Annotated in this window: 23 protein-coding genes; 11 read left to right on the forward strand and 12 right to left on the reverse strand. The window is 60.3% G+C overall.

Annotated features, from left to right (window positions below; all coding sequences use genetic code 11):
- The first annotated feature begins 61 nt into the window (after positions 1–61).
- From ACR0IK_RS12925 to ACR0IK_RS12935, 3 genes are all read left to right on the forward strand, one after another.
- Positions 62–1,708, forward strand: coding sequence for an electron transfer flavoprotein-ubiquinone oxidoreductase (locus ACR0IK_RS12925; protein WP_480592763.1), 1,647 nt, complete (start codon positions 62–64; stop codon positions 1,706–1,708).
- 104 nt (positions 1,709–1,812) lie between these two features.
- Positions 1,813–3,525 (forward strand): tetratricopeptide repeat protein, encoded by a 1,713-nt coding sequence (locus ACR0IK_RS12930; RefSeq protein WP_480592765.1) that lies wholly within the window; start codon positions 1,813–1,815, stop codon positions 3,523–3,525.
- Positions 3,515–4,336: a 4-(cytidine 5'-diphospho)-2-C-methyl-D-erythritol kinase gene (locus ACR0IK_RS12935; RefSeq protein WP_480641785.1), complete on the forward strand. Its 822-nt coding sequence runs from the start codon at positions 3,515–3,517 to the stop codon at positions 4,334–4,336. The genes ACR0IK_RS12930 and ACR0IK_RS12935 overlap by 11 nt, the downstream gene beginning before the upstream one ends.
- On the opposite strand, the gene ACR0IK_RS12940 is transcribed toward ACR0IK_RS12935, so the two are convergent.
- The gene (locus tag ACR0IK_RS12940) at positions 4,329–5,327 is read right to left on the reverse strand and encodes a polyprenyl synthetase family protein (protein WP_480641786.1); all 999 of its coding nucleotides are present in this window, start codon (positions 5,325–5,327) and stop codon (positions 4,329–4,331) included. The genes ACR0IK_RS12935 and ACR0IK_RS12940 overlap by 8 nt on opposite strands.
- A 55-nt stretch (positions 5,328–5,382) precedes the next feature.
- On the opposite strand from ACR0IK_RS12940, the gene ACR0IK_RS12945 reads away from it, so the two are divergent.
- The 3 genes from ACR0IK_RS12945 to ACR0IK_RS12955 all read left to right on the forward strand — a co-directional run bounded on the left by ACR0IK_RS12945 (position 5,383) and on the right by ACR0IK_RS12955 (position 6,654).
- A complete protein-coding gene (locus tag ACR0IK_RS12945) occupies positions 5,383–5,598 on the forward strand; it encodes a putative signal transducing protein (protein WP_480592771.1) in 216 nt (71 codons plus the stop codon).
- Positions 5,595–6,368 (forward strand): tRNA1(Val) (adenine(37)-N6)-methyltransferase, encoded by a 774-nt coding sequence (locus ACR0IK_RS12950; protein ID WP_480641787.1) that lies wholly within the window; start codon positions 5,595–5,597, stop codon positions 6,366–6,368. The genes ACR0IK_RS12945 and ACR0IK_RS12950 overlap by 4 nt, the downstream gene beginning before the upstream one ends.
- A 121-nt stretch (positions 6,369–6,489) precedes the next feature.
- On the forward strand, positions 6,490–6,654 hold the full coding sequence (locus ACR0IK_RS12955; protein WP_170327212.1) for a YdcH family protein: 165 nt from the start codon (positions 6,490–6,492) through the stop codon (positions 6,652–6,654).
- Here the strand turns inward: ACR0IK_RS12955 and yddG are convergent.
- The 10 genes from yddG to ACR0IK_RS13005 all read right to left on the reverse strand — a co-directional run bounded on the left by yddG (position 6,651) and on the right by ACR0IK_RS13005 (position 14,639).
- Positions 6,651–7,517 carry an aromatic amino acid exporter YddG gene (gene yddG / locus ACR0IK_RS12960; RefSeq protein WP_480592775.1) on the reverse strand — a complete coding sequence of 289 codons (867 nt, stop codon included), beginning with the start codon at positions 7,515–7,517 and terminating at the stop codon, positions 6,651–6,653. The two genes, ACR0IK_RS12955 and yddG, sit on opposite strands and share 4 nt — an antisense overlap.
- On the reverse strand, positions 7,514–8,461 hold the full coding sequence (locus tag ACR0IK_RS12965) for a transcriptional regulator GcvA (protein WP_480641788.1): 948 nt from the start codon (positions 8,459–8,461) through the stop codon (positions 7,514–7,516). The genes yddG and ACR0IK_RS12965 overlap by 4 nt, the downstream gene beginning before the upstream one ends.
- 301 nt (positions 8,462–8,762) lie before the next feature.
- Positions 8,763–9,485 carry an acetoacetyl-CoA reductase gene (phbB, locus tag ACR0IK_RS12970; protein ID WP_480592778.1) on the reverse strand — a complete coding sequence of 241 codons (723 nt, stop codon included), beginning with the start codon at positions 9,483–9,485 and terminating at the stop codon, positions 8,763–8,765.
- Between the two features lie 185 nt (positions 9,486–9,670).
- Positions 9,671–10,846, reverse strand: a complete 1,176-nt coding sequence (locus ACR0IK_RS12975; RefSeq protein WP_480592780.1) for an acetyl-CoA C-acetyltransferase — start codon at positions 10,844–10,846, stop codon at positions 9,671–9,673.
- A gap of 184 nt (positions 10,847–11,030) precedes the next feature.
- The gene (locus ACR0IK_RS12980) at positions 11,031–11,864 is read right to left on the reverse strand and encodes an EAL domain-containing protein (protein ID WP_480641789.1); all 834 of its coding nucleotides are present in this window, start codon (positions 11,862–11,864) and stop codon (positions 11,031–11,033) included.
- Between the two features lie 91 nt (positions 11,865–11,955).
- On the reverse strand, positions 11,956–12,144 hold the full coding sequence (locus ACR0IK_RS12985; RefSeq protein WP_480641790.1) for a hypothetical protein: 189 nt from the start codon (positions 12,142–12,144) through the stop codon (positions 11,956–11,958).
- Between the two features lie 92 nt (positions 12,145–12,236).
- A complete protein-coding gene (locus ACR0IK_RS12990) occupies positions 12,237–13,208 on the reverse strand; it encodes a sterol desaturase family protein (protein WP_480592786.1) in 972 nt (323 codons plus the stop codon).
- The gene (locus ACR0IK_RS12995; protein ID WP_480641791.1) at positions 13,205–13,591 is read right to left on the reverse strand and encodes a hypothetical protein; all 387 of its coding nucleotides are present in this window, start codon (positions 13,589–13,591) and stop codon (positions 13,205–13,207) included. Before ACR0IK_RS12995 ends, ACR0IK_RS12990 begins: the two co-directional genes overlap by 4 nt.
- A 59-nt stretch (positions 13,592–13,650) precedes the next feature.
- Positions 13,651–13,980: a hypothetical protein gene (locus tag ACR0IK_RS13000; RefSeq protein WP_480592790.1), complete on the reverse strand. Its 330-nt coding sequence runs from the start codon at positions 13,978–13,980 to the stop codon at positions 13,651–13,653.
- A gap of 92 nt (positions 13,981–14,072) precedes the next feature.
- On the reverse strand, positions 14,073–14,639 hold the full coding sequence (locus ACR0IK_RS13005) for a TlpA disulfide reductase family protein (protein WP_480592792.1): 567 nt from the start codon (positions 14,637–14,639) through the stop codon (positions 14,073–14,075).
- Between the two features lie 21 nt (positions 14,640–14,660).
- Here ACR0IK_RS13005 and argH point away from each other — a divergent pair, with 21 nt between their 5' ends.
- The 5 genes from argH (at position 14,661) to ACR0IK_RS13030 (ending at position 20,377) form a co-directional block, all read left to right on the forward strand.
- Positions 14,661–16,049 (forward strand): argininosuccinate lyase, encoded by a 1,389-nt coding sequence (argH, locus tag ACR0IK_RS13010; RefSeq protein ID WP_480592794.1) that lies wholly within the window; start codon positions 14,661–14,663, stop codon positions 16,047–16,049.
- Positions 16,046–16,231 carry an argininosuccinate lyase gene (locus ACR0IK_RS13015; protein WP_480592795.1) on the forward strand — a complete coding sequence of 62 codons (186 nt, stop codon included), beginning with the start codon at positions 16,046–16,048 and terminating at the stop codon, positions 16,229–16,231. The genes argH and ACR0IK_RS13015 overlap by 4 nt, the downstream gene beginning before the upstream one ends.
- A 91-nt stretch (positions 16,232–16,322) precedes the next feature.
- Positions 16,323–16,472, forward strand: coding sequence for a hypothetical protein (locus tag ACR0IK_RS13020; protein ID WP_480592797.1), 150 nt, complete (start codon positions 16,323–16,325; stop codon positions 16,470–16,472).
- A 65-nt stretch (positions 16,473–16,537) separates the two neighbouring features.
- Positions 16,538–17,803: a diaminopimelate decarboxylase gene (lysA, locus tag ACR0IK_RS13025; protein ID WP_480641792.1), complete on the forward strand. Its 1,266-nt coding sequence runs from the start codon at positions 16,538–16,540 to the stop codon at positions 17,801–17,803.
- A gap of 36 nt (positions 17,804–17,839) precedes the next feature.
- The gene (locus ACR0IK_RS13030; RefSeq protein WP_480592801.1) at positions 17,840–20,377 is read left to right on the forward strand and encodes a TIGR02302 family protein; all 2,538 of its coding nucleotides are present in this window, start codon (positions 17,840–17,842) and stop codon (positions 20,375–20,377) included.
- 18 nt (positions 20,378–20,395) lie between these two features.
- Here the strand turns inward: ACR0IK_RS13030 and ACR0IK_RS13035 are convergent, their stop codons facing one another.
- Entirely contained in the window at positions 20,396–21,187 is a 792-nt protein-coding gene (locus ACR0IK_RS13035; protein WP_480641793.1) for a zinc-ribbon domain-containing protein, read from the reverse strand.
- Between the last annotated feature and the right edge of the window lie 149 nt (positions 21,188–21,336).

Genomic DNA, 21,336 nt, shown 5'->3' on the forward strand with positions numbered 1-21,336 from the left:
CAATATTGCGCAGACCACGCAGTGAAAGCGCCAATTCGGAAAGTTAGCTAAGGAGCCCGCGATGGCCGAGATTGAACGCGAAGCGATGGAATACGATGTGGTGATCGTGGGTGCAGGCCCCGCGGGCCTGTCGGCGGCCATCCGTCTGAAACAGCTGGATGCCGACCTGAACGTTGTTGTTCTGGAAAAGGGTTCGGAAGTGGGCGCGCATATCCTGTCGGGCGCGGTTCTGGACCCCTGCGGGTTGGACGCTCTGATCCCGGACTGGAAGGAAAAAGGTGCGCCGCTGAACGTGCCGGTGCACGAAGACAATTTCTATATGCTGGGTGAGGCGGGTAAAATCCGCATCCCCAACTTCCCTATGCCGCCGCTGATGAATAACCACGGCAACTACATCGTCTCGATGGGTAATGTCTGCCGCTGGATGGCCGAACAGGCCGAAGAGCTGGGCGTGGAAATCTTCCCCGGCATGGCCTGTTCCGAACTGGTCTATGGCGACAATGGCGAGGTCAAAGGCGTGGTGGCCGGTGTGTTCGGTCTGGAACCAGACGGATCCTACGGTCCGGGCACCGAGCCGGGCATGGAACTGCACGGCAAGTACGTCTTCCTGTCAGAAGGTGTCCGTGGTTCGCTGTCAAAAGAAGTCATCGCCAAGTACGACCTGTCTGCGGGCAAAGAACCGCAGAAATACGGCGTCGGTATGAAAGAGATTTGGGAGGTCGACCCGGCCAAGCACAAGGAAGGCACGGTCACGCATACCATGGGCTGGCCTCTGGGCAGCAACGCGGGTGGTGGATCGTTTATCTATCACCTTGAAAACAATCAGGTCTATGTCGGTTTCGTGGTTCACCTGAACTACAAGAACCCGCACCTGTATCCCTACATGGAATTCCAGCGCTTCAAGCATCACCCGATGGTGGCTGAGCTGCTGAAAGGCGGCAAGCGCGTGGCTTACGGTGCCCGTGCAATCACCGAAGGTGGCTATCAGTCGATGCCTAAACTGGTCGCCCCCGGCGTGGCGCTGCTAGGCTGCTCGGCGGGCATGGTCAACGTGCCACGCATCAAGGGCAACCACAACGCCATGCTGTCGGGCAAGGCAGCTGCTGAAGCCGCATATGACGCTATCAAAGCCGATCGTTCGGGTGATGAACTGACTGCCTATGAGGCCGACGTGCACGATGGCCCCATTGGTAGCGACCTCAAAAAGGTGCGCAACGTCAAGCCGCTTTGGTCGAAATACGGCCTGACTGCCTCGCTGGTGCTGGGCGGCATGGACATGTGGACCAACACACTGGGCTTCTCGCTGCTGGGCACGCTGGGCCACGGCAAGAACGACGCGCAATCGACCGAAGAGGCCAGCAAGCACCAGCCCATCGACTATCCCAAACCCGATGGTACGCTGTCCTTCGACCGTCTGACCAACGTCTCGTTTGCGATGACCAACCATGAGGAAAGCCAGCCCTGCCATCTGAAACTGACCGATCCGGACATCCCGGTGAAGGTCAACCTGCCCAAGTTCGACGAACCGGCGCAGCGCTATTGCCCGGCGGGTGTGTACGAGATGGTCGAAGATGAGAACGGCTCGAGATTCGTCATCAACTTCCAGAACTGCGTGCATTGCAAAACCTGTGACATCAAGGACCCCAGCCAGAATATTACCTGGACCACGCCGCAGGGAGGGGATGGCCCGAACTATCCCAACATGTAAGCGAAAATCCGGGCACTGGCAGGGTCGTGAAGGCTCTGCCATTGCCTCTTGCCTACCAAAGCCCTAGCTTGTTGCGCAGACAAGAATAGCAAGGCAGGATTGTGGTGGTTTCTCTGGTTCGTCGCGCAGCGCTGGCTGTGCTGTTCACCTCGTCTTTTGTTTTTCCGGTTCAAGCGGATACGGGGTCTGGCGCTTATCTGGCCGGCCGTCAGGCGATTTACGAGAACGACTATACCGCGGCCGAGAAATACTATGCCCGGGCCCTGCAGGCCGATCCCGAAAATGCGACGTTGTTGGAAAGCGTTGTCGTCGCGCGCTTGTCCTTGGGCGAAGTGCAGCGCGCGCTTCCGGTTGCACAGGCCATCGAGGATATGGGCCTGCCCAGCCAGGCGGCGCGGATGGTGATTACTGCCAACCTGGTGGCCGAGGGCAAACTGGACGACCTATTGGCTCTGGATCATGAAACACAGGGCGTGGGGCCTCTGGTTGATGGTCTGATGAAGGGCTGGGCCTATATGGGGCAGGGCGCCATGACCCGCGCTTTGGAGCAATTCGATGAGGTTGCCACGCAGGACGGGCTGCGGGACTTTGCGCTGTACCACAAAGCGTTGGCACTGGCGTCGGCGGGTGATTTCGAAGGCGCAGAAGAGGTATTCACGGCGCATAACGGTGCTGTGTCTCGCTTTTCACGCCGCGCGGCCCTGGCCCGGGCCGAGGTTCTTTCGCAACTGGATCGCCACGATGAGGCGCTGCAATTTTTAGCAGAGGTTTTTGCCGCTGGCAGCGACCCGTCCATCGAAGGCTATGCCTCACGACTGAGTGCCGGTGAAACGCTGCCGTTCACCCATGCGCAATCAGCACAGGATGGCATGGCTGAAGTGTTCTTTTCCGTGGGCGCCGCGCTGAGCAATGAGGCTGCCGAGAACTACGTTTTGCTTTACGTGCGCATCGCCGCGTTTCTACGGCCCGGCCACGTGGACGCAATCCTGCTCAGCGCCGAGTTGCTGGACGGGCTGGAGCAATATGATCTGGCGGTGGACGCTTATCGCAAAGTTCCGCCCAGCAGCAGCGATTACCACGCCGCCGAACTGGGACGGGCCGAAGTGCTCAGCCGGTGGGGCAAGAAAGATGCTGCGGCCGAAGTGCTGCAGACGCTCGCCAGCCAGAGCCCGGACCTGCCCAGCGTGCATGTGGCGCTGGCCGATCTGCAGCGCCAGCAAGAGGAATACGCGGCAGCCGTCGCATCCTATGACAGGGCAATCGAGCTGACCGAGGGCGCCTCGGGCGGCAACTGGTTCTTGCATTATGCCCGTGGTATCTCGCACGAGCGGCTGAAGAACTGGGATCAAGCCGAGGGCGATTTCCGCCGTGCATTAGAACTGAATCCGGACCAACCTCAGGTGCTGAATTATCTGGGGTACTCGCTGGTTGAACGGCAGGAAAAGCTGGATGAGGCGCTTGATATGATCGAACGCGCCGTCGCCGCACGACCTGACAGTGGCTATATCGTCGACAGTCTGGGCTGGGTCCTGTTTCGTCTGGGCCGCTATGACGAGGCGGTCGAGCATATGGAGCGAGCGGTCGAACTGATGCCGGTTGACCCAGTAGTGAATGACCATCTGGGTGACGTTTACTGGGCCGTCGGCCGTGGGCGTGAAGCCGAATTCCAATGGAGCCGCGCCCTGTCCTTCATCGACCCGTCAGATACGGATGGCGAGGCCGACCCCGAGCGCATCCGCCGCAAACTGGAAATTGGGCTAGACGCGGTTCTGGCCGAAGAGGGGGCCGAACCGCTGAAGGTCGCCAATGGCAATTAAGGCCTTCGCGCCAGCCAAGATCAACCTTACCCTGCATGTGACCGGCCAACGGGCGGACGGCTATCACCTGCTGGATTCTCTGGTGGTCTTTGCAGACGTCGGCGACATGCTGGCGTTCACACCGGGCTCCGAATTGTCAATGACGGTCACCGGTGAACACGCGGTGGGCGTGCCCGCGGACAACCGCAATCTGGTCTGGAAAGCCGCCGAGGCCGCGGGCTGGACCGGGCATATCGATTTGAAAAAGGTGCTGCCCCATGGCGGTGGGATCGGAGGCGGGTCATCGGACGCTGCGGCGACGCTGAAAATGATCGCGGATCAAGGAGCGACCGTCTCGGCAGACGTAGCATTGTCTTTGGGTGCGGACGTTCCTGTCTGCATGTTGGCTTCCGGCGTGCGGATGCGCGGTATTGGCGAGCATTTGAATCCGATCACATTGCCCCCATTGCCCGCCCTGCTGGTGAATCCCGGCGTCGAAGTGCCCACAGGCGCAGTGTTCTCGGCTTTGGACAATTGTGACAACTCGTCCATGCCAGGCATGATCCCATCATTCGACACGCCTGAGGTCTGTGCTGCGTGGTTGCGGGATCAGCGCAATGATCTTGAGCCGCCCACCACGGGGCTGGCCCCGGATGTGGCACGTGTGCTTGAGGAACTGGCGGAGACCAAACAAGCTCTTCTGGCCCGCATGTCGGGCTCAGGCTCGACCTGTTTCGCTTTGTATCCAACGATGAAAGACGCGCATTTTGCGGCTTATGAGATCGGTGCGGCCCATCCTAATTGGTGGTGCCGCGCGACGCAGCTTAATTGAGGCGCGAGACCACGTAGTCGGCCAGATCGCGCAGCAGGGTGCGGATCTCGTGATCGGGCAGGGCGTCCAGCGAAGCCTTGGCTTTGGCGGCCCATCCGAACGCATCCGCGCGGGTAGCGTCCAGAGTGCCGTATTTACCCATCAGGCTCAATGCGTGATCAAGATCGCCATCTTCCTGACGGCCCCGGCCAATGGTGCGTTCCCAAAAGGCGTGTTCCTCGGGGGTTGCTTGCGCCACGGCCTTGATTACCGGCAGGGTCAGTTTCCGCTCACGGAAGTCGTCACCGACGTTCTTGCCTGTGGCCTTACTATCGCCCTGATAATCCAGCAGATCATCCGCGATCTGGAAGGCAATACCCAACGCGTCGCCATAGTCATACAACGCCTTGACCTGTTCCTCGGATGCTCCGGCGATGACGCCGCCTACCTCTGTCGCGGCCGAGAACAGGGCGGCCGTCTTGCCGCGCACGACCTGCAGGTAAATTGCCTCATCCGTGCCCAGATCGGAGGCGGCTGTCATTTGCAGCACTTCGCCCTCGGCGATCGTGGCCGAGGCATTGGCCAGAATGTCCAGGACCCGCAGCGATCCGGTCTCAACCATCAATTGGAAGCTGCGGGAAAATAGGTAATCGCCGACCAGAACGCTGGATTTATTGTCCCACAGCAGGTTCGCCGTGGGTCGCCCACGCCGTTGGGCACTTTCATCCACCACGTCGTCATGCAGCAGTGTGGCGGTGTGGATGAATTCGACCGTCGCCGCCAGCCGCACATGGTGGTCGCCCGGGTAACCAAACAGGCGGGCCGTCGCCAGCGTAAGCATCGGGCGCAGGCGCTTACCACCGGCCTCGACCAGATGTGCGGTCACTTCGGGAATGCGCGGCGCATGTTCCGAGGCCATGCGCGTGCGGATCAGCTCGTTGACTGCGCCCATTTCACCAGCCAGAATTTCCGCCAGCCGTTCATGCGGTTTCGTGATCGTGTCGATTTCCATCACACTCCTGATACAAGGCTCGACTTTCAGCGTACCTTGCCCTTACATCCGTCCCATGAAAGAACTTTTGCGCAGCACCGATCCAACGATCCTAGCCTTTGCTTCGGCCCTTCTTGAGGGCGAGGATATAGACTGCTTTCAGATGGACGTAAATATGAGCATCCTCGAGGGCGGCATCGGAATCTTCCCGCGCCGCCTGATGGTGCGTGCGGATGACCTGAACCGCGCTGAAAGAGTGATGCGCGACAACGAGATACCGTTGGGACGATGAACCTGTTCCCCAATAGTGATTTGACTTGTAACGACTTTTTAAACGGGCGTGTGCGCCTGTGGCAACCGCGTTCCGGCTATCGCGCCGGGGTGGATCCGGTGCTGTTGGCGGCGTCGGTTCCGGCGACACGTGGTCACACCGTGCTGGAACTGGGCTGCGGGGCCGGGGCTGCAATCCTGTGCCTGTTGGCCCGTGTGTCGGGGCTGCAAGGTGTCGGGGTGGAGCTGCAAGCGCCCTATGCCGACCTGGCGCGCCGAAACGCGGTGGAAAACGGTGCGTCGCTGGAAGTGATCGAAGCAGACCTAAGTGCTCTTCCTGCCGACTTGAAACAGAGACAGTTCGACCACGTGATTGCCAATCCGCCCTATTACCGCGCCGGGGCGCATAGCCGTGCCGCGGATAAAGGGCGTAGCGTGGCTTTGGGGGAAGAGACTCCTTTGGCCGATTGGTTCGACGTTGCCGCCAAACGCCTCGCACCGCGCGGGTACCTGCATATGATCCAAAAGTCCGACCGTTTACCCGACATGCTGGCAGCTTGTGCAGGGCTTCTGGGGTCGGTCGAGGTGCTGCCCCTGGCCGCCCGTACCGGTCGCGCTGCCGAATTGGTGATTTTACGGGCCAGAAAGGGAGGGCGGGCAGCATTTCGGCTACACGCACCACTGATTTTACACGCGGGCGACCGGCACGAAAAAGACGGTGAAAGCTATACGACTCAGGTCTCTGCCGTGCTACGCGACGGGGCCGCGATCTGCGGCATTTTCGACCGATAGGCAGTAACCAGCCGAATTTGTCGGATTTGTGACAGAATCTGTGCGTATGCAGCGTGACAGGGTGGAAACGATGTGGTCAACTTCTTACGTGAAACTCAGACACCAACAGAGGAGTATCGCCATGAGCGTGAGCGCACACCTGACCGAACTGAAGAAAAAACACGAATCTCTCGGTCTTGAAGTTGAACAAGCCCAACGCTCGCCTGGCATCGACGATCTCCATATTGCTCAGCTTAAAAAGCAGAAGCTTAGGCTTAAGGAAGAGATCGAGCGACTGTCGAACTAGCGTCTTATACTGGCCCGCGCGGCAATCGCCGCGCCACCAGTGATGAACACGGCCGCGATCGCCAAACCCCAGGACGGGGCGGCGATCCCGGCCACAACCAAAGCCAGCGTAGACAACAGGGGTGCCGCGTAGGACGCCGTGCCCAGCATCTGAATGTCGCCCTGCTTGACCCCGATATCCCACACATAGAACGCCAGCCCAACCGGCCCCAGCCCTAGTGCTGCAACCGAGGCCCAGCCGATGACGGTGCTTGGCCAGACGGTCTCCTCAATGGCCAGATGCAACAGGCCCGAGGCGATGGCTGTGATCATGCAGAACACGGCAACAGAACTGGTTGGCGTATCCCCCAAACGGCGTGACAGGACCGAATAGCCTGACCATGTCAGCGCGCATAGCAGCGCCAGCCCATAGCCGGGCAGGTGATCGGACTGAAACCCCATACTGCCGCCCCCCGCAATGATCACAGCAGCGCCGGTAAAACCAAGGCAGGCACCGATTAAATGCCCGATGCGCAGATGCTCACCCGGCAGCAGCCCGGAAAACAGCACGATCAGCAATGGCCAGAGATAGGCAATCAATCCGGCCTCGGCTGCGGGGGCCATACGCAGGGCCGAGAAATACAGTGCGTGGTACCCGAACAGCCCGATGGTGCCGAACAGGTATGTCGTCCACGGTACAGCGCGCAACTGGCGCAACCCGCCGCTGGCCCATGTCCAGATCAGGCCCAGAGTACCTCCAACCGAAAAGCAGATGGCGTTCAGCAGCAAGGGCGGGGTCGGAGATGATCCGACGGTGAACAAGGCCAGCAAGGCCCACAGCAAAACGGCGATAAACCCGATGGCTGTTGCGCGTGTTCTGGTCATGGGGCAGGGACATCTTCCACCGGAATGATCTTGAATTCGTTCGAGATATGCGCGGTTTTCTCGATCTCGGCAACGAACCAATCCCGAAAGGCCGCGATCTGGGGCCGGTTTTCGGCACCGGGCAGGCACAGAAATCGGAATCGTCCGCGAGTCTCGATGGCAACTTTGAAGGGGGCAACCAGTCGCCCCTCGGTCATGTCCTTCAGGATCATGGCGCGGCGGCCCAGCACCACGCCAACCCCCGCAACAGCGGCATCAATCGCGTGATCGGCGTTCGAGAATCTCGCTCCATGTTCGGGTGTGAAATCGATCCCCACAGCCCGGAACCATGTTGGCCAGTCGCAGCGTGGCCTGAGGAACGCAATCGAGTCGTCATGGATCAACGGAGCGTCCTTCAGGCTCTCGGGGGTTGGATAGCGCTCGGCCAGTTCCGGGGTCATGACCGGGGTCAGCCATTCCTTGCGAACGGGAACCGAGTACAACCCCTCATCCGGGCCATAGCCGAAGCGAATGGCCACATCCACATCATCACGTTCCAGATCCATGATCCGCAGGGTGGCCGAAAACTTCAGGTCAATCTCAGGATGCGTCCGCGCAAAGTCATAGAGCCGTGGTGCCAGCCACTTGGCCGTCAGGGCTGGGCCTGCGGTCACCGTCAGGCTGGTGTCGTTGCCTTGCCGTCTGGTCGTCTGCCACGCGGCCTGCAGAGTGGCGAACCCTTCGGCCGCTCCGGGGGCCAAGGTGCGCCCCGCCTCGGTCAGTTCCACTGCGCGATTCAGGCGGTGAAACAAGGGGCGACCCAGATGCTCTTCCAGCGATTTGATCTGAAAGGACAGAGCGGCGGGCGTGACGTGCAGCTCTTCTGCGGCCTTGGCAAAAGACATGTGCCGCGCAGCTGCATCAAAGGCGCGTAAGGCGGTAAGAGGGGGTAGATAGTCACTCATTCGGATAAGATTTACTTAACTGAGACGGTTATAAAGCTCGTTTGTCGGCTATTTTTGTAGGCTTCATATTGGGATCAAGTCAAATGAACTGTTCTGAAAAAAGGAAATCGCCATGATCGAAGCGACTACGAATCCCGCCGCCGCCCGCGCTTTTCGGCGCGCCCATCAGGAACGGGCCCGTGTCATCAATGAAGTGCTGAACTGGTTGTTCGGTTCCCGCTGAGCGCAGCGCGCGCGTTCTTACGGGATACAAAAGGGCCGGTCCATATGGACCGGCCCGATTTCTTGCTGGATGGTCGGATCAGACGAAGAACTGCGCACCGTTGGCCGAAATAGTCGAGCCGTTGATGAATTGAGATTCGTCGGATGCCAGGAAAGCCACGCATCGGGCGATTTCTTCGGGCTCACCCAGACGTCCGGCCGGAATCTGGCCGATGATGGATTCACGAACTTTTTCCGGAACCGCCATGACCATCTCGGTCGCGATGTAACCGGGGCAGATCGCGTTGGCGGTGATCCCCGCGCGCGCACCTTCCTGCGCCAGCGACTTCACGATGCCCAGATCGCCCGCCTTGGTCGCGGCGTAGTTTACCTGAGCGAACTGCCCTTTTTGACCGTTGATCGAGCTGATGACGATCACGCGGCCAAACTTACGCTCGCGCATACCGGGCCAGACGGGGTGGACAGTGTTGAACACGCCGGTCAGGTTGGTGTCGATCACGTCTTTCCACTGATCGGGGGTCATCTTGTGGAAAGGAGCATCACGGGTGATGCCCGCGTTGGCGACTACGATGTCGATTGGGCCAACCTCGGCCTCAACCTTTTCGATACCCGCTTTGGATTCGCCATAATCGGCCACGTTCCACTTGTAGGTGGCGATGCCGGTTTCCTCGGTGAATTTTGCCGCCGCTTCGTCGTTCCCGGCATAGGTGGCTGCAACGTTATACCCTTCGGCCTTGAGCGCCTTGGAAATTGCTGCGCCGATGCCGCGGGAGCCGCCGGTTACGAGTGCTGTACGTGCCATTGAGGATTCCTCCAATTTAGTCTGCTTGGTAATTCTGTTACTCTGAGAGAGATTGTTGCGCAATATCGTTTCGCGTTCGATTTCGTCTTTCTTTCCGGCGATATTGTCGCATCTGTCGGGTAAGGGGTAATTGTAACAAAAAGGGCGCCCGACGGACGCCCCTTTATGTCTAATTGTCAAAACACTTAGTCACGCTCCACACAGAGGGCGACACCCATGCCGCCGCCGATGCAGAGAGTTGCCAGACCCTTCTTCGCATCACGGCGTTTCATTTCGAACAACAGCGTGTTCAGGACGCGGCAACCCGAGGCGCCGATCGGGTGGCCGATGGCAATCGCGCCGCCGTTGACGTTCACGATTGACGGGTCCCAACCCATGTCCTTGTTCACGGCGCAGGCCTGCGCGGCAAAGGCTTCGTTGGCTTCGACCAGATCCAGATCGTCAACCGACCAGCCCGCTTTCTCCAGTGCCTTGCGCGAGGCATAGATCGGGCCGACGCCCATGATCGACGGGTCCAGACCGGCAGTTGCGTAGGATGCGATGCGGGCCAGAGGTTCGATGCCGCGCTTCTCGGCGTTTTCGGCCGACATCAGCAGGGTCGCTGCCGCGCCGTCATTCAGGCCCGAGGCGTTGGCTGCGGTGACCGAGCCATCCTTGGTGAAGGCCGGGCGCAGTTTTGCCATGGCTTCCATGGTGGCGCCGTGGCGGATGTATTCGTCGCTGTCCATCACGATGTCGCCCTTGCGGGTCTTGATGGTGAAGGGCGTGATTTCATCCGCAAACTTGCCAGCCTTCTGCGCGGCTTCGGCCTTGTTCTGCGAAGCGACGGCAAATTCATCCTGCGTGTCGCGGCTGATCTGCCATTTCTCGGCGACGTTCTCGGCGGTTTGACCCATGTGATAGCCGTTGAAGGCGTCCCACAGGCCGTCGCGGATCATCGTGTCGATATACTTCATGTCGCCCATCTTGTGACCGGCGCGCAGAGCAGCGGCATGGGGCGAGAGGGTCATGTTCTCCTGACCGCCGGCGGCAACGATCTCGGCATCGCCCAGCTGAATGTGCTGAGCGCCCAGAGCGACGGCACGCAGGCCCGAGCCGCAAACCTGGTTGATGCCCCAGGCCGCGCTTTCCTGCGGCAGACCGGCATTGATATGCGCCTGACGCGCCGGGTTCTGACCCTGCGCGGCTGTCAGCACCTGGCCCATGATGGTTTCGCTGACCTCACCCTTTTCGACACCGGCGCGTTCGACGACAGCCTCGAGAACGGCGGCACCCAGATCATGTGCGGGTGTGTTTGCAAATGAGCCGCCAAAACTGCCGACACCGGTGCGTGCTGCGGATGCGATTACTACGTTGGTCATATAGACAATCCTTTACCATCAAGGTCCTGTGGGAACCGTAACGGCGCGGATCGCAAAGGCAAAGCCCCTGTGAACCAGAGCGCCTCCTGATCCCCCGCTCCAACTGAACATGGCATAGCGCAATGCTGCAAATGCAGCAACGGTCACCTTGTCTCAGGGTGCCCTAACGGCAGTTCTTGCGTGTCTAACTGCCGGTTTGCTGGGCTTTTTGGTCTTTCCACGGGGCCGAGACGGTGGGGGTGCCGAATAAAAAACCCTGCAAACAGTCCACGCCATTGGCGACAAGAAATTCCGCGTCTGCCTTGGTTTCAACCGATTCGGCCGTCACCAGGATTTCGAATTCCCGTGCCACAGCGACCAGAGCGCGGACCAGCGCCTGATTGTCGGGGTTGTTGCTGATGCCACGTATGAACTGCCCGTCAATCTTGGCGGCGTCGAACAGAAACTCGCGGAAATGGCGGAAGCTGAAATTGCTGGCACCGAAATCGTCCAGTGCAAAGGCCACGCCGCGCGGTTGCAGCCGGTCCATGAAATCAATCACCAGTTCCGGCACTGTCATCGCCGAGCTTTCCGAGATTTCCAGAATAAGTCGTTCACCGATATTGGCGTCTTTTTTCAGGAACCGCTCCAGTACCCGCGAGTACCGCGCATATCCGATCGAGCGGGCCGACATGTTGATGGACAAGCGGATATCGGGGTTCCCGGCCAGCGTCCGCAGCCCCATTTCCAGCGCAACGCAATCCAGATCCCGCCCGATGGGGGTGTTTTCCAGCTGAGGCATGAAATCCCGCGCGGGAATGACCCGCCCGGTCTCATCCAGCACCCGGATAAACCCTTCGTAAAAGGCCACGCCAAACGGGGGATGAGCTTGCATTACGGGTTGAAAGGCCAGTTTGCATTGTTTGTGCTTTACCGCCTCGGTCGCCATCTGAACCGTGGAGGTGTCGCGGGATGTAACAGCCGCGTTCAGAGGGCTTTCGGCACCCTCGGGCACATCTGCCTGATCTTTTCCCCGCATAGTCTTGCCATTCCCATAACGTCGCCGCTTGGGAATTGATTTCAGAGCAAAACTATGAATCTGCGGTTAAGGGGCGCGAAATTGATGCGGTTCAGCGCACCGTTTCCCAAACGCGGCCCAAGGTGGCTGCCGCGCCGATCACGGCACCCATGAAGCCCAGTGCCAGCATGGCAAATCCCAGCGCAATGATGCTGGGCGCGCCTCCCGCCAGTGCCGACATCATTGCCAGAACCAGCCCGACCAGACCAAGAACGGTTGAAAAAGTTGTCAATCTGGGCATTTCGGCCTCCGGCTACTCGATACGGGTCACATCCGCTGAATATGGAATGTGAATTCCCGCTTTCAAGGCAAGGGGGCACCGGGTCGGCGAATTTAAGCCTGTTTTGCCCGCGTATTGAGCGCTTTGGCCTCGAAATGCTCGAAACCGGGCGTGCCGCGATCTTCCGGGTGCCGGGCAAGGTGCTTGGCTTTGATCTGCTCTGAACTGTCGCGGCTGCCATCGTGGCTATAACCCGGCGGTGCAAAGCAATAGGCCAGACGCTCGCGCAGGGTCAGCCCCGATTGGGTCGCGTCGCGCCAGATGCTGACCCATTCGTGGAAGGCCACGCGCAGGGGGTTGAATGTGCCGATATTGTGGACCAGCCCGTAATCGACACGGTCGTGCGTCTGTTCGGGCACGAAGGTGCCGAACATCTTGTCCCAGATGATGAACACACCTGCATAGTTGCAATCCAGATAGCGCGCATTGCGGCCATGATGCGCACGGTGGTGGCTGGGAGTGTTCATTACCGCCTCGAACCAGCGGGGCATCTTGCCGATGGCTTCGGTGTGAATCCAGAATTGGTAGATCAGGTTCAAGCCGCCGCAGAACAGGACCATTGCCGGGTGGAAGCCCAGCAGGATCAGGGGCGCGCGCACGACCATCATGAAGGTGAACGTATAGGTCCATGTCTGCCGCAATGCGGTGGTCAGGTTGTAGTGTTGCGAGCTGTGGTGGTTTACGTGGCTGGCCCAAACCCAGCGGATGCGGTGGCCAAAACGATGCACCCAGTAGTACCGCAGGTCGTCCAGCACAAAGCACAGGATAATCACCGGGATCGAGGTTCCCAGGTTCAGCGGCGTGATTTGCCACAACCACATAAAAAACCCATAGGCGATGAACCCCAGCAAAAAGCCCGAGGCGATGTTGCCCGCCCCCATCACCAGCGAGGTCACCGCATCCCGTGTTTCGTACCGACCGCCTTTGCCCTTGATGGCGATCCACAGGAACTCGGCCAGTATGGCGGCGATGAAAAACGGCACCGCCCATTGCACGGCGTCGGGGAAAGTAACTTGGTCGGTCATGCGGGGTCCATCAGATGCTCCCAGTGGGGGCGTTCGAATTCGTCAAGGTGGATTATCACTTTGGGCGTGCCGAATTCGTGGAACTGGATCTCGAACCCGTCGGGGTGATCCAGCCAGTCAAAATCCAGCAGATGACGCGCCACGGTATCGGCGCCGAAGGACCACAGCAGCCCGTTGCCGGTCTCGGTCCGGATCAGAGCCGCGTGTTTGTCATGTGCAAGGGTGATGTCGATGATCACATCGTCAGGCGCATGGCGCAGCCATTCCGAGCGCGCGGTCTTGGGCGTCAGTTCGCGCACCCGCGACCGTCCGGCCAAATGCAGCAGCACCGTCACACCGACGATGCCTCCGACAACCAGAACCAGCAGTATTTCAAGCGGCATTCCATCCTCCCGCCCGCAGAGTGCAGAGCGGTCAGGATGCTGTCAAAGGTTGCGTGGCGTCAGCCTGCCTCGAGCGTGTCGAGGATTTCGTGCTGCACGACACGCTTAACAAAGGGCACCAGACCGTCGGGGCCGGATGCCCGATCCTTGAGATGAATGCAGATATCCGGTCTGCGTGCAGCGATGATGCCGACCATCTCGCCGCGTATCTTGTCATCCAGACCGGCGCCCATAATGGCGCAGACAATCCGGGGTTCGGCATCCAGTTGCCGCCGGACCTCATCCTGATCATGCGCACCCAGCCATTGGATCGGCATGTGATCCAATTGCCGCGCCACGTCGCCGATGACATTTGGCAAGCGACCTATCAACAGTACTACGGGTTTCATTGTCGCCTCCCTTCCAAAAGGTAACAAACGAAAAAACCGGCCCACCGGGGCCGGTTTCAGTCTAGCACAGATTAGTGGGAATGGCGTATTCCTTAGCTTTCAGCGCCCACCAGCGTTGAAATAATCGCTTTTGCGCTGTCCGAATTCCATTCGGCGTCCCCGATCAGCCGGGCGATCTCATTGCCGTCGGGATCGAGGATCACCGTGATCGGCAGGGCGATCACGCCAAACTCCCGCGCCACGGCCGAACCTGTGTCCTGATGGCGTGGCAGGTTTTCGATGCCATTCTCTTCGAAAAACTTCTTGATGCCCGCGGGCGAGTTGCGCCCGGTGGCCAGCGTCAGGACCTCGAATTTGTCGCCGCCGAACTCTGCCTGCAACTCGGCGATCTGCGGCATTTCCTTGCGGCACGGCGCGCACCATGTGGCCCAGAAGTTCAGCAGAACGTATTTGCCCTTGTAATCCTCAAGCGTTGCGGTGCCGCCGTCATCTTCAAGCTGGAATTCGACCAGCTCGTGGGGTTTGGGTTCCTTATGCAGGATCAGCCGTTTCAGCGTACCGTCGCGCAGCGGGCCCAGAGTTTCCGCATCCGTGGCCAATGCCGCGTTTGCACCCAGCGCAAGGGCCATATAAAGGGGGATCAGACGAAATAGGCGCATATCAACTCCGGGTTTTCTTACATGACCGATCAATCCTCGAACCAGATGTGGGGCGGCCGCTTTGCCGCCGGTCCAGACGCGATCATGGAGGCGATTAACGCCTCGATCGGGTTCGATCAGCGGATGGCAGCCCAGGACATTGCAGGCTCGCGTGCCCATGCCGCTATGCTGGCGGCGACAGGCGTTATAACTGATAGTGATGCGCAGGCTATTCGGGAAGGGCTGCTCACCGTTTTGTCAGAAATTCAGAACGGAGAATTTCAGTTCTCGACCGCGCTGGAAGACATCCACATGAACGTCGAAGCACGTCTGAAAGAGGTTATCGGAGAGCCCGCAGGCCGTTTGCACACGGGTCGGTCGCGGAATGACCAGGTTGCGACCGATTTCAAACTGTGGGTGCGTGACCAACTGGACGCGGCCGAAACCGGCCTGCTGGCCCTGATCCGCGCGCTTTTGGCGCAGGCCGAAGCAGGCGCCGATTGGGTCATGCCGGGCTTTACCCATCTGCAAACCGCGCAGCCGGTGACATGGGGCCATCACATGATGGCCTATGTCGAGATGTTCGGTCGCGACCTGAGCCGCGTCCGCGATGCACGCGCCCGGATGAACGAATCCCCTTTGGGCGCTGCTGCGCTGGCCGGGACATCCTTCCCCATAGACCGCCACATGACGGCCGAGTCGTTGGGGTTCGACCGCCCCGCCGCCAACTCGCTGGACGCCGTCAGTGATCGCGATTTCGCGCTGGAGTTCCTGTCGACCGCTTCGATCTGCGCAGTGCACCTGTCGCGCTTTGCTGAGGAGCTGGTGATCTGGTCCTCGGCCCAGTTCCGGTTTGTGACCCTGTCGGATCGGTTTTCGACCGGCTCGTCAATCATGCCGCAGAAAAAGAACCCTGACGCGGCGGAGCTGATCCGCGCCAAGGTCGGGCGCATCTTTGGAGCCAACACCGCGCTGATGATGGTGATGAAAGGCCTGCCGCTGGCCTATTCCAAAGACATGCAGGAAGACAAGGAACAGGTTTTTGATGCTGCCGACAACTGGATGCTGGCGCTGGCCGCGATGGAGGGCATGGTCAAGGACATGACCGCCAACCGTGACAGCCTGGCCGCCGCGGCGGGCTCGGGTTTCTCGACTGCCACCGATCTGGCCGACTGGCTGGTGCGGGTGCCGGGTCTGCCGTTCCGCGACGCGCACCACGTCACCGGATCGCTGGTGGCCATGGCCGAGAGCAAGGGTTGCGACTTGCCTGATCTGACGCTGGAGGACATGCAGTCAGTCCATGCGGATATCACCGACGACGTCTTTTCTGTCCTTACCGTCCAAAATTCGGTAAACTCGCGTCAGTCCTATGGTGGCACCGCACCGGATCAGGTGCGTGCCCAGGTCAAGCGGTGGAAGGCGCTGTTATGATGCATATTCTACGTGTTGTCTTGCTGATTGCGGCCGGGTTTGCACTGGCCGCCTGCGGTGCCGATGGTGAGCCGATTCAACCCACTATGAGCGCTAATGTAGGCGTTGGCAGCAGCGGCACCCATGTCGGTGGCGGTGTTGGCCTGCGACGCGGTGGGTTGGGCGTTTATCTGGGCATTTAATCCTCTGCGTCAGTTGCTTTTAATTTGCGTGACACCCATGTTTGCCGATGAGTTTGGCCTGGTGCCGAAATTCCTGGACTAAGATGACAATATGAAATTTTTTGGTCTGATCCTGTCCCTCGCCGTTCTTGCGGCCTGCGATCCCTCGTACACCCCCCGTCCCGAGCCCGAGGCGAATTCGGGTCGCTCCGGCGTTTCGGTCTCGGGCTACGCGCGGGTTGGTGTGTCGACAACCAACTGATGCAATGATCCCGCGCGAGTCGAATCCATTGATCCGACGGGCGGTTTTGGTCTAAGCGCGCAGTCATGGATCACTTTCTCTACCGCGACGGCGCGCTTTACGCCGAGGATGTCCCGATCTCCGAAATCGCAGCCGCGGTCGGAACCCCCTTCTATGTCTACTCGACCGCGACGCTGCTGCGGCATTTCCAGCTGTTCGATGATGCGCTGGAGGGCACCGAGCACCTTGTCTGCTATGCGATGAAAGCCGCCAGCAACCAGGCGATCCTGAAGACGCTGGCGCAGGCGGGCGCGGGTATGGATGTGGTCTCGGGCGGGGAATACCTGCGCGCCAAGGCGGCGGGTGTTCCGGGTGATAAAATTGTGTTCTCGGGCGTTGGCAAAACAGTGGATGAGATCCGCACGGCACTGACCGGCGGTATCCGTCAGTTTAACGTAGAGTCCGAGCCCGAGATGGAGGTGATCAACGCCGTTGCGTTGGAGCTGGGCGTTGTTGCGCCGATCACCGTTCGGGTAAACCCGGACGTGGACGCCAAGACTCACGCCAAGATCGCCACAGGCAAGTCGGAAAACAAGTTCGGCATCCCGATTGCCCGCGCATCCGAGGTTTATGCCCATGCCGCCACCCTTTCGGGTTTGGAGGTGATCGGCATCGATGTCCATATCGGCTCGCAACTGACCGAGCTGGAGCCGTTCGAGCTGGCCTATACCAAGGTTGCCGAGCTGACCGAACAACTGCGCGCCGAGGGCCACAACATTCGCCGCCTTGATCTGGGCGGGGGGCTGGGCATTCCCTACACCCGTGCCAATGAAGCGCCGCCGCTGCCGGTGGAATATGGCGTGCTGATCAAGAAAACGCTGAGCCATCTGGGTTGTGAGATCGAGATTGAGCCCGGCCGTCTGATCGCAGGCAATGCGGGTCTGATGGTCAGCAAGGTGATCTATGTAAAATCCGGCGAAGGCCGCGATTTCCTGATCCTCGACGGTGCCATGAATGACCTGATCCGTCCCGCGATGTACGAGGCGCATCACGATATAGTCGCTGTTCAGGAGCCCGAACCGGGCGTCGAGCAACAGCCCTATGACATCGTCGGCCCGGTCTGCGAAACCGGTGACACCTTCGCCAAACAGCGCAACATGCCACCGCTTGCGCCCGGTGACCTGGTCGCCTTCCGCAGTGCCGGGGCTTATGGCGCCGTGATGGCAAGCGAATACAACACCCGGCCCCTGATCCCCGAGGTTCTGGTGCATGGGGATCAATTTGCAGTTATTCGTGAACGGCCAAGCTTTGACGAAATCATAAACCGCGATACCATACCCTCGTGGCTTTGACGCGATGACCGCGCGGGCCCGTTCAGGAGGCCCGCCTTGACCGCAAGACCGAACCTGCCGATCCCGAGACTGTCCCTGTGGCTGACGCACGCAGGGATGCTGGCCGAGCAGGTTTTGCGCGCGTTTTGGCCGTTTTTCACGATTTGCATGGCGGTTTTGGCGGCTTTGATGCTTGGGCTGCAGGATCTTGTGGGCGTGGAAATCGTTTGGATTGTCGGCGCATTGGCCCTGTTGGGGCTGCTTGCTGCGCTAGTCCTGGGCGCAAGGCGATTCCATGTGCCATCACAGGCCGAAGCGCTGATGCGGCTGGATGCCGCTCTGCCGGGACGTCCGATTCAGGCACTGATGGATGATCAGGCCATCGGGGCGACGGATTTGGATTCAGTGGCGCTGTGGCACGCGCATCAGACGCGGATGGCGCAACGGGCAGCGCAGGCCGAGCCGGTCAAACCAGACCTGCGGCTGGCCGACCGCGATCCTTATGCATTGCGGTATTCTGCCTTGTTGGCGCTGGTGATCGCGGGTCTTTTTGGGTCGTTTTGGCGCATCGGTTCGGTGGCTGAGATGGCGCCGGGCGCGGCGATTGCCGGGCAGGGGCCAAGTTGGGAAGGGTGGGTCGAGCCGCCACGCTATACAGGCCTTCCGACGCTCTATCTGGCCGACCAGACCGATCCGACGCTGTCGATCCCGCAGGGCAGCCGCATCACCTTGCGATTTTACGGAGAAGTTGGCGCGCATAGCCTGACGGAAACAACCACGCCCTTGGGTACACAGGACGCAGCCGAGCCAGAGCAGGAATTTGTGGCCGAACGCTCAGGTCAGCTAAAGATCGCAGGGCCGTCCGGGCGTGACTGGGCACTGGATGTGGTTCAGGATATCGCGCCCAGCATTGGTGTCGCGGACGTGGCCGAGGCCGAGGCGGGCGGACAGATGAAGCTGCCCTTTGCTGCCAGTGACGATTATGGCGTGGTGTCCGGCAGCGCAACGATCAGGCTGGATCTTGCTGCAGTGGATCGCCGCTATGGCCTCACCACATCACCCGAGGCGCGCGAGGCGATCGAGGTGGAACTGCCGATGCCGATCACCGGTGATAGGGCTGATTTCACCGAGGACCTGATCGAGGATTTCTCACAGCACCCCTGGGCGCATTTGCCGGTGACAATCACCCTGACGGCACGCGATGCAGCGGATCAGGATAGTCAGTCCGAACCCTATAGGACCAAATTGCCCGCGCGGCGGTTCTTTGATCCGCTGGCAGCAGCGGTGATCGAACAGCGCCGCGATCTGCTGTGGTCGCGGGACAACGCGCCGCGGGTTGCCCAGCTGCTGCGGGCGGTTTCGCATCTGCCCGAGGGGCTCTTTCGCTCGGACACCGCTTATCTGCGTTTGCGTGTCACCCTGCGGCGGCTGGAGGCATTTACCAGATACGATCTGAAGCCCAAGCAGCAGGAAGAGATCGCGCAGGCCTTGTGGGATCTGGCGGTTATCATTGAAGAGGGCACGCTTGCCGATGCGCTGGAGCGGATGCGCCGGGCGCAGGAACGCTTGTCCGAGGCGATGAAGAACGGCGCCTCGGACGAGGAGATCGCAGAACTGATGCAAGAGCTGCGCGAAGCGACGCAGGATTACATGCGCCAGTTGCAGCGTCTGGCGCAGGAAAACGGAGAGTTCGACGAAAACCAGCAAGGCCAGAACGGTGAAACCCTGCAGATGACGCAGGATGATCTGCAGCGGATGATGGACCGCATTCAGGAACTGATGGAACAGGGCCGCATGGCCGAGGCGCAACAGGCGCTGGAAGAGTTCCAGCAGATGATGGAAAACATGCGCGTCACCCAAGGTCAGGGTCAGGGCCAGCAATCCGAAGGCCAGCAGGCCATGGAGGGGTTGGCTGAGACACTACGTGAACAGCAGGGGCTGAGCGATCAGGCCTTCCGCGATCTGCAGGAACAGTTCAACCCCGGTGCGCAGGCCGGTGAAAGCGAAGGCAACGAAGGCCGCAGCGGTGGTCAGGGCCGGGGGCAGAGCCATGAAGGCCAGGGCGGTCGCGGCTCGGATCAACAGGGCGGTAGCCAACAGGGTGAGGGATCGCTGGCCGATCGCCAGCAGGCCTTGCGGGATGAACTGGGCCGTCAACAACAAAGCCTGCCCGGCGCGGGAACGCCCGAGGGCGAGGCTGCACGTGATGCGCTGGGCCGCGCTGGCCGCGCCATGGATGAGGCCGAAGAGGCCCTGCGCAGCGACGATCTGGCAGAGGCCATTGACCGCCAGTCCGAGGCGATGGAAGCCCTGCGCGAAGGGATGCGGTCGCTGGGCGAGGCTTTGGCCCAGAACCAGCAGAACCAACCCGGCCAAGGCTCGCAGGAGGGCGATATGCAGGCCAACAACCGCGATCCTTTGGGCCGCAACCCGGGTACGAACGGGTCGATCTCGACCGATGACAACATGCTGCAGGGCGAAGATGTCTATCGCCGCGCCCGCGAATTACTGGACGAAATCCGCCGCCGTACCGGCGAAACGGACCGTCCTCAGATCGAGTTGGAATACCTTAAGCGGCTGCTGGAGCGTTTCTGACGCTGTCCTGCAACCGGATCAGTTCTGTGCCGTACCCGAGGTCTGCATCTCAAGCCACAGCCGTGCCTGATCCACCATCGTCACATAGGGTTCAAGGATGGGATCGGCCTGCGGAACGGCCTGGCTGATTTTCTGCGCATTGCCATAGATCAGGATCAGCACAATTCCGACAATCAGGATCGCTGCAAAACCGCGCATGAACCCACCGGATTTGCGCTGCGCGGTGTCCTCTGTCCCCGCGGTGTCATCGCTTCGCAGGCTGGAATTGATCGCCTCGACATCCGGCAGCGCGTCCTTCTGCCCTGCATCTTCCGCGGTCTCGGTGGCCGTCAACTCCTTGACGGCGCGTTCCGTCTCGGGTTCGGGCTCGGGAGGGGCGTCCAGTGCCAGATCGGGTTGGGTCTCGAGGCTGCCGCCTTCCTGAGCGCGCAGATCAGCCTCGCGGGCTGCTTCTTCCTTGAGGATACTGGCTACCGCAGGATCGATATTCCCGTTCGCCGCAGGTTTTTCAGGTTCCGGCGCAGCCTCGGGTTCCGGCACGGGTTCGGGCTTGGGCGCCACCTTTACCTCGGTGGCAGATGCAGCTACTTCCTCTGCCGGCGCTGGCTCTTGCTCTGCCGGCGCTGGCTCTGCCTCGGCAGGTGTCTCCTCGACTACAGACTCGACCGCCACAGGGGCGGGCTGGTCCGGGTACTTGGCCTGAAACCAGGTGTTCTCGCAATTCGAGCATTGCACGTCGCGGCCTTCTTCAGGAATGACCTCGTCTGGCACCTCGTACTGGGCGCTGCAATTCGGACACGTAAGACGCATACTGCCTCCTGGTCGGAACCTCGACCTGATAATAGTTTTTTCAGGGATGTTATTCCGTTAAGACACGACCGCAAAGGGTGTTTTCGGTTTCGCGGCACAAGTGTCACCAATTCGACCCGGTGCAGGCATTGAAACCACAACCGCGCTCG

The sequence above is a fragment of the Ruegeria sp. BF7 genome (genome assembly GCF_056538605.1).

Excerpts from the sequence above, each read along its gene's own strand:
- ACR0IK_RS12925 (WP_480592763.1), top strand. The coding sequence starts at position 62 with ATGGCCGAGATTGAACGCGAAGCGATGGAATACGATGTGGTGATCGTG.
- ACR0IK_RS12935 (WP_480641785.1), top strand. The coding sequence starts at position 3,515 with ATGGCAATTAAGGCCTTCGCGCCAGCCAAGATCAACCTTACCCTGCAT.
- ACR0IK_RS12940 (WP_480641786.1), bottom strand. The coding sequence starts at position 5,327 with ATGGAAATCGACACGATCACGAAACCGCATGAACGGCTGGCGGAAATT.
- ACR0IK_RS12945 (WP_480592771.1), top strand. The coding sequence starts at position 5,383 with ATGAAAGAACTTTTGCGCAGCACCGATCCAACGATCCTAGCCTTTGCT.
- ACR0IK_RS12950 (WP_480641787.1), top strand. The coding sequence starts at position 5,595 with ATGAACCTGTTCCCCAATAGTGATTTGACTTGTAACGACTTTTTAAAC.
- ACR0IK_RS12955 (WP_170327212.1), top strand. The coding sequence starts at position 6,490 with ATGAGCGTGAGCGCACACCTGACCGAACTGAAGAAAAAACACGAATCT.
- yddG (WP_480592775.1), bottom strand. The coding sequence starts at position 7,517 with ATGACCAGAACACGCGCAACAGCCATCGGGTTTATCGCCGTTTTGCTG.
- ACR0IK_RS12965 (WP_480641788.1), bottom strand. The coding sequence starts at position 8,461 with ATGAGTGACTATCTACCCCCTCTTACCGCCTTACGCGCCTTTGATGCA.
- phbB (WP_480592778.1), bottom strand. The coding sequence starts at position 9,485 with ATGGCACGTACAGCACTCGTAACCGGCGGCTCCCGCGGCATCGGCGCA.
- ACR0IK_RS12975 (WP_480592780.1), bottom strand. The coding sequence starts at position 10,846 with ATGACCAACGTAGTAATCGCATCCGCAGCACGCACCGGTGTCGGCAGT.
- ACR0IK_RS12980 (WP_480641789.1), bottom strand. The coding sequence starts at position 11,864 with ATGCGGGGAAAAGATCAGGCAGATGTGCCCGAGGGTGCCGAAAGCCCT.
- ACR0IK_RS12985 (WP_480641790.1), bottom strand. The coding sequence starts at position 12,144 with ATGCCCAGATTGACAACTTTTTCAACCGTTCTTGGTCTGGTCGGGCTG.
- ACR0IK_RS12990 (WP_480592786.1), bottom strand. The coding sequence starts at position 13,208 with ATGACCGACCAAGTTACTTTCCCCGACGCCGTGCAATGGGCGGTGCCG.
- ACR0IK_RS12995 (WP_480641791.1), bottom strand. The coding sequence starts at position 13,591 with ATGCCGCTTGAAATACTGCTGGTTCTGGTTGTCGGAGGCATCGTCGGT.
- ACR0IK_RS13000 (WP_480592790.1), bottom strand. The coding sequence starts at position 13,980 with ATGAAACCCGTAGTACTGTTGATAGGTCGCTTGCCAAATGTCATCGGC.
- ACR0IK_RS13005 (WP_480592792.1), bottom strand. The coding sequence starts at position 14,639 with ATGCGCCTATTTCGTCTGATCCCCCTTTATATGGCCCTTGCGCTGGGT.
- argH (WP_480592794.1), top strand. The coding sequence starts at position 14,661 with ATGACCGATCAATCCTCGAACCAGATGTGGGGCGGCCGCTTTGCCGCC.
- ACR0IK_RS13015 (WP_480592795.1), top strand. The coding sequence starts at position 16,046 with ATGATGCATATTCTACGTGTTGTCTTGCTGATTGCGGCCGGGTTTGCA.
- ACR0IK_RS13020 (WP_480592797.1), top strand. The coding sequence starts at position 16,323 with ATGAAATTTTTTGGTCTGATCCTGTCCCTCGCCGTTCTTGCGGCCTGC.
- lysA (WP_480641792.1), top strand. The coding sequence starts at position 16,538 with ATGGATCACTTTCTCTACCGCGACGGCGCGCTTTACGCCGAGGATGTC.
- ACR0IK_RS13035 (WP_480641793.1), bottom strand. The coding sequence starts at position 21,187 with ATGCGTCTTACGTGTCCGAATTGCAGCGCCCAGTACGAGGTGCCAGAC.